At 69.5% G+C, this 6,150-nt stretch carries 6 protein-coding genes; 1 reads left to right on the top strand and 5 read right to left on the bottom strand.

Annotated features, from left to right (window positions below; translation table 11 throughout):
- On the bottom strand, positions 1–1,102 hold a 1,102-nt coding region (locus VGL85_RS06695; RefSeq protein ID WP_331587304.1), incomplete at its 3' end, for a DUF3857 domain-containing protein.
- Positions 1,103–1,436: 334 nt separating this feature from the next.
- Here VGL85_RS06695 and VGL85_RS06690 point away from each other — a divergent pair.
- Complete coding sequence (locus VGL85_RS06690) at positions 1,437–1,925, top strand: FKBP-type peptidyl-prolyl cis-trans isomerase (protein WP_331587302.1); 489 nt, start codon at positions 1,437–1,439, stop codon at positions 1,923–1,925.
- A 136-nt stretch (positions 1,926–2,061) separates the two neighbouring features.
- On the opposite strand, the gene VGL85_RS06685 is transcribed toward VGL85_RS06690, so the two are convergent.
- From VGL85_RS06685 to VGL85_RS06670, 4 genes are all read right to left on the bottom strand, one after another.
- Entirely contained in the window at positions 2,062–2,973 is a 912-nt protein-coding gene (locus tag VGL85_RS06685) for an MBL fold metallo-hydrolase (RefSeq protein ID WP_331587300.1), read from the bottom strand.
- A 177-nt stretch (positions 2,974–3,150) separates the two neighbouring features.
- A complete protein-coding gene (locus tag VGL85_RS06680; RefSeq protein ID WP_331587298.1) occupies positions 3,151–4,098 on the bottom strand; it encodes a YHYH protein in 948 nt (315 codons plus the stop codon).
- On the bottom strand, positions 4,098–4,475 hold the full coding sequence (locus VGL85_RS06675; protein WP_331587296.1) for a YccF domain-containing protein: 378 nt from the start codon (positions 4,473–4,475) through the stop codon (positions 4,098–4,100). The genes VGL85_RS06680 and VGL85_RS06675 overlap by 1 nt, the downstream gene beginning before the upstream one ends.
- 169 nt (positions 4,476–4,644) lie before the next feature.
- Entirely contained in the window at positions 4,645–6,054 is a 1,410-nt protein-coding gene (locus VGL85_RS06670; protein ID WP_331587294.1) for a Gfo/Idh/MocA family oxidoreductase, read from the bottom strand.
- Positions 6,055–6,150: the final 96 nt, after the last annotated feature.

The following is a 6,150-nucleotide window of genomic DNA, read 5'->3' as shown; positions in this document are numbered from 1 at the left end:
GTAGCGGCAGGGCGTCGCCGTCGGTGGTGTTGACCAGGGCCGGCTGGGCCTCGATCCCGAGCTCGTGCAACAGGGCCAGCAGGAGGGTCGTCTTGCCCTTGCAGTCGCCGAAGCGCCGCGACCAGGTCAGGTCCGCGTCGGCGGGGACATAGCCGCCGAAGTTCATGGCCAGCGACACATAGTGGACCTGGTCCTCGACCAGGCGCAGGGCGGCTTCGGCGCGGGCCTTGGGATCGGACGAGGCGGCGCGGATCCTGGCGGCCTCGGCGTGCAGCGGCGAGTCCGGCGCGAGCGTCGCGGCCTTGCGGTAGAGCGGGGCCATCAGGGCGGAGACCTCGGCCCAGCTCTGGAACTGGCTGAGCTCCAGGACGCCGACCTCGCTGAACCGCTCCGGGGCGTTTTCCGGCGGCTTCGGCGCGGTGAGGTCCTGTCCATCGGCGAGCACCTCGGTGCCGCCGTCCGGGTGGCTGACGACGAGCTTGGGGAAGCCCTCGGTGGTGCGCCAGGCGACCGGCTTCCCGGCCGGCCAGATGGCGCGCAGGCGCACGCGGCCGGCCACGCCGGGGAACCGCATGATCGACAGCGCCTGGGAGCGGCCCTGGAAGACCGGGTCGTGGCGTTCGAGCGTCATGGCGATGTCGATGATGTCGCCGACCCGCAGGCCCTCCGGCTGGACGGTGGCGGTCAGCCGCCCGTCGAGCATGGACAGCTCCAACTTGCCCTCGCGGCGCAGGACGGTGACGTTCTTGCCGCCGGCCAGCAGGTCGATGCTCTTGCCGTCGCGGATGATCGCCATGCGGTGCAGCGTGACGGTCTCGGTGTCGGGGCTCCAGCTGATCGGCAGGGTGGCGGCCGAGGCTACCCCCTGTGGCGTCTGCAGCCGCACCGCGCTTTCCGCGTAGAACTCGTCGCGGTCAGGCCCGAAGCGGCTCTGCGAATCCAGCAGCAGGGTCTGGACCGCCGCGCCGTCCTTGCCGGGCGGAATGTCGGGGATGGGCGCGGGATGGACCCAGTCGGGCGGCGGGGCGTAGCGCACCGCCTCCGCGGCGATGGCCGTGGACCCCCACGCCGCCACGCCTAGAACCAGTATCCACCTGAACATGTCGCCCCCAGCTCCGCAAACCTAGGATGTGGCCGGCTGCGGTGACAAGGGCGTCGCGACGACGCATGGCCGCGCAGGCGGGCCGGATGGAGGCCGGAAATGGGAAGGGGCGGCCGTGGCGCCCGGCCGCCCCAAGATGGCCGGAGCCTCCCGGACTGGAGGGGAGGTTCGGCGCTCCGATGACGATATGGGGTGATCCGCGAGATTCGAACATTCCGTACGAATACCTAAGGGCTACGGCGCCCGCATTCGCCGCAGCCGCGTGGGGGATGCGGGCGGGGCGAAAGCGTGTATGGGACGCGCAGGCCTTTCCATCCGTTCCCGGAGCCCTGCCTTGCCGCGTTTCCTGCCTCTCTTCGCCGCCGCCGCCCTGTCCGTCGCCGCGACCTGCGGCGCAGCCTCCGCCCAGGCGCCCGCCGCCCCGCCGTCGGCCGCGTCCGGCGCCGACTTCCTGGCCAAGACCGCCAAGGAGCCGGGCGTGAAGACCCTGCCGTCGGGGTTGGAATACAAGGTGATCGCCTCTGGCCCGGCCGGCGGCCCGTCGCCGAAGGAAGGCGACGTGATCAAGGTTCACTACGAGGGCAAGCTGGTGTCGGGCGAGGTGTTCGACTCGTCCTTCGCGCGCGGCAAGCCGGTGCTGATGCCGCTGGGCGACCTGGTGCCGGCCTGGATGGAAGCCATCCCGAAGATGAAGGTGGGCGATGAGTGGATGCTCTACGTCCCGCCGGAGCTGGGCTACGGCGCGCGCGGCGCGGGCCCGATCCCGCCCAACAGCGTGCTGATCTTCCGGGTGAAGCTGCTGGGCATGCTGGCGGCGGACTGAGGCGCAGTGTCATCGGTTTCGCGGAGCGAAGACCGGGATCCAAAAACGTCGCCGTTCGGGACCTGTCTGCGGGATCGGGGTTTATGGGTCCCGGACAAGGGCTGCGCCCTTTCCGGGATGACACGGGAATTTTGGCTTAGGCGACGCTGCGGTAAATCAGCCGCACGAAGTTATCGCTGGCGCGGTCGGTGGCGCCGGCGCGGGCTTGCACGCTGCCTGCGGTCATCGGGGCGGCCAGCGGCTTGGCGGCGACGGCCTGGTCCTCGCTCATCCCCTTGGCCTTCAGCGCCTTCACCGAATCGCGGGCGTCGACCAGCAGCTGGCGGTAGGTCTTGAGGCCCTCCCGATCCATCAGGGCGCCGTGGCCGGGGACGATCTTGGTCTTGGCGTCGGCGCGCTTCAGATAGGCGTCGACGCCCTTGATCATGCCCTCGATGCCGCCGGCGTCGCCCACGTCGATGTTGGGGTAGCGCCCGCCGGTGGAGACGATGTCGCCGGTGGCCAGGACATCGGCGTCCGGGACCCAGACGGCGGTGTCGCCGCGGGTGTGGGCGTGCGGCATGTGGACCAGCTCGACCTTGCGGCCCTTGACCGACAGCGACATGCGATCGGCGTAGGTGATGGTCGGCAGGGCGCTGGCCGGCGACGGCGGGGTCTTGGCGCCGGAGAGCGCGTTGGTGGTCCCCTCGGCCATGGACTTCTTCAGCAGGTCCTGGCCGACGATGGTCGCGCCGTCCATCCAGAAGGCCTGGTTGCCGCCGGTGTGGTCGCCGTGCAGGTGGGTGTCGACCACATACCTGATTGGTTTGCCCGTGAGCTCGGCGACGGCCGCCTTGATCTTGTCGTGCAGCGGGGCGAACTGGGTGTCGACCATGATCACCGCGTCGTCGCCGGCTATGACGGTGATGTTGCCGCCATTGCCCTCCAGCATCCAGGTCCTGTGGCCGAGGGCGGTGGGCTTGATCTGGACGGCGGCGTAGTTGGTCTGGGCGGCCGCGGCGGCGGCCAGCAGGGCGACGCCCATCGCGCCCAGGACGATCCGGTTCATGTGAGCTTCCCCCAAGGTAAGGCGCGGCATGAAGGCATGCGTATCTCCAACTGTCATCCTGGTTTCAGCGGAGCTGAAGACCGGGACCCATAGGCGTCGGCGCCGGCGGGTTTGCCGAAGGGATCGGAGTCCATGGGTCCCGGACAAGGGCTGCGCCCTTTCCGGGATGACACGCGATTAGGACGGCGGCGGTCGGCCGCCCGGCGGACCGCGTCCATCCGGCGGCGGTCCCTGTGGACGCGGCAGCCTCACCGGCGCGCCCCTGAAGCAGCCGATGGTGTAGGGGAACTCCAGTGTGAAGCGGTAGTGGTAGGTGACCACCGTCCTGCCGTCGCTTTTCACCGGTCCCGTGCGACCATGGCATTCGTCGAGGTCGGCGTCGGTGATCGCCACGCCCTTGGCGTCGTAGGGGCCGAGGATCGGGAAGCCGTCCAGCATCCAGCCCACCGGGACCTGCGGGTCCGGCTTGCCGGTCCCCTGGGCCAGGCAGGGCGACCAGTTGTGATAGTGGTACTGGCTGGTGCGCTCCGGGTGGCCGTTGCAGCGGTCCTGGATTTCATAGGCCGGTGCGTCGCGAAGGGTGGCGTCGAAGGCGTTGAAGATCGCCACGCCGGAGACCGCGAAGCCGATCATCCCCATGGGCACGCAGGCTGGCCGGTCGGCGGCCACGGGCTGGGCGGGCAGGGTCAGCAGCACCTGGCGCTCGGCGATATGGTTGGGGTTGCGGTCGTAGTCGTAGGCCCGCGTGCCCGCCTTGATCGGGAACTCGCCGGTGGGGTGCCTGGGCAGGCTGTTGGCGCGGATGACGCGTTTGTCGTTTTCCACGCTGATCGTGATGGCCGCGTTGGGCCATTCGACCTGGCCTTCGACCACCGGCTTGGCGTCCGGGTCCCAATGACCGTCCTTGATCCACTCGCCGGCGCGGAAGGCGCCGCCGCCTGGAGGACCGCCGGGTCCGCCAGGGTTCGCCGGGCAGCCCAGGACGTAGCCGCGCTGGGGCGTCGTCGAGATGTGGCCGTCGCCGAGCGGCAGCAGGTGGTCGGGGTGGGCCTGGACCGCGGCCGGGATGGCGGACGCCCAGGCGAGGGCGGCGGTGCTCAGCAGCGGGACGAGCCGCGCGGACATCAGTAGTCGTAGGCCACGATCACCTCTTTCCCGACCGGGGTCAGGGAGGCCATCGCCAGCTTGAGGTGCTGCATGGCGAAGGGGATGCCGATGATGCTGACGAACTGGATCACGGCGATCACCAGGTGGTGCAGGGCCAGCCACCAGCCGGCGAAGATCAGCCAGAGCACGTTTAGCAGGCAGCTCGCCGGGCCGTCGTGGCGGTCGATCAGCTCCTTGCCGAACGGGGCGTAGCTGAAGCCGGCCAGGCGGAAGGCCGAGGGCGCCCATGGGATGCCGACCACCGTCAGGCAGAAGACGCAGCCGGCCAGAATCCATAGGGATCCGGAGATCCAGCCGCCGAAGATGAACCAGAGGATGTTGAGCAGGAGGCGCATGGCGCTTCGTCCCGAAATCAGAGTGTCATCCCGGTTTCGGCGTCGCCGAAGACCGGGACCCATGAGCACCGATGTTGCCGATCCAGCATAGTGTCGCCGTCTGAGTCCCACTCCGCCGCGCCGGGTCCATGGGTCCCGGTCTTTGTTGCGCAAAACCGGGATGACATCGCTAGAGCTCCCAGCCCTTGCGGTATTCGCGGGTCAGGTAGGCGTTGGCGGCGGGGTTGTTGGTGACCTGGCCGGCGGCGCCGTCCCACAGGATGGCGTCCTCGTTCTTCATGGCCACGATGCCCAGGATCATGGTCTCGTTGAGCCGGGCGCCATACTCGAAGGGATTGGAGATCTTCTCCTCGCCGCGGATGGCGCGGATCCAGTTCATCTCGTGGCCGGAAATGCTGCCCTGGATGCGCGGCAGGCTCTGCGGAACCTTGGCGGCGGCCTCGGTCAGGCCCGCGCCGATCAGCACCGGCTTCTCGCCATAGGTGTCGTGCATCAGCATGCCCTTGGTCCCGACGAACAGGACGCCGCCCTCCTGGTTCATCTTCAGCCCCGGCGGGAAGCTGGCCGGCTGGGCGGGCAACAGGTCGCCGTCGGACCAGATGAAGGTCAGCGGCCCGTCTTTCGCGTGGCCGAATTCGTAGTGGGTGACGCTGGCCAGCGGGAAGCCCTCGAGCTTGGGTGGCTGCTTCATGTCCCAGAGGCTCTCGTTGCCGGGCCAGCGGGTGTGGCGGGTCTCGACGCGGGTCGGCAGGCCGGGCTCCAGCGCCCAGAACGGGAAGTCGATCAGGTGGGCGCCCATGTCGCCCAGCGCCGCGCAGCCGAACGGCGTCCAGCCGCGCCAGTTGAAGTGGGCGTAGGCGGCGTTGTAGCCCCAGCCGACGGTGGACGGGCCCAGCCACAGGTCCCAGTCCAGGCTGGCCGGCGCGGGCGTGGCGGCCGGGCGGTTGACGCCCTGCGGCCAGACCGGCCGGTTCGTCCAGATGTAGACGGTGTGGACCTTGCCGATGACGCCGGCGCGGACCAGCTCGACCACGCGGCGGCCGTCGTCGCCGGAGTGGCCCTGGTTGCCCATCTGGGTGACCAGCTTGGGATTGGCGTCGGCCAGCGCCAGGAGCTTGCGGCCTTCCTGGACGGTGTAGGTGAGGGGCTTCTGGACGAAGACGTGCTTGCCGCGCTCCATGGCCATGCGCGCGGCCACCGCATGGTGCTGGTCGGGCGTGGCCACCAGGACGGCGTCGATGTCCTTCCGGCTGTCCAGCATCTTGCGGTAGTCGCTGAAGCGTTCGGCCTTGTCGTAGGCGTCCTTAAGGGCCTGTTTGCTGGGCGCGATATTGCCGGTCTTGTCCTTGAGGGCGCTCAGCACGTGGTCGTAGTCCACGTCGGCGGTGGCCACGATGTTCTGGCTGGTCAGCTTGCCCATGTTGGACGCGCCCTGGCCGCCGGCCCCGATCACCGCGACATTGACCCTGTCGCTAGGCGACAGCCTGCGCTGGGCCAGCACCGGGGCGGCGAAGGCCGCGCCGCTCACGGCCGCCACGCCGCTCAGCAGGTTGCGCCGCGTCAATCCGTAAGCCGCCATGTCGATCCTCCCCGGGCTTGTCGCCAGGCGGGCATTTGGCCTGGGCGATCGCGGCCTTGCAAGGCCGCGGGCCTCGGCCGATCGAAGAACGTGGAT

Source organism: Phenylobacterium sp. (assembly GCF_036501465.1).
In the GTDB taxonomy this organism is placed as follows: domain Bacteria; phylum Pseudomonadota; class Alphaproteobacteria; order Caulobacterales; family Caulobacteraceae; genus Phenylobacterium.
Note: the sequence above shows the minus strand (reverse complement) of the source record. Positions and strands in the feature narration are given on the sequence as shown.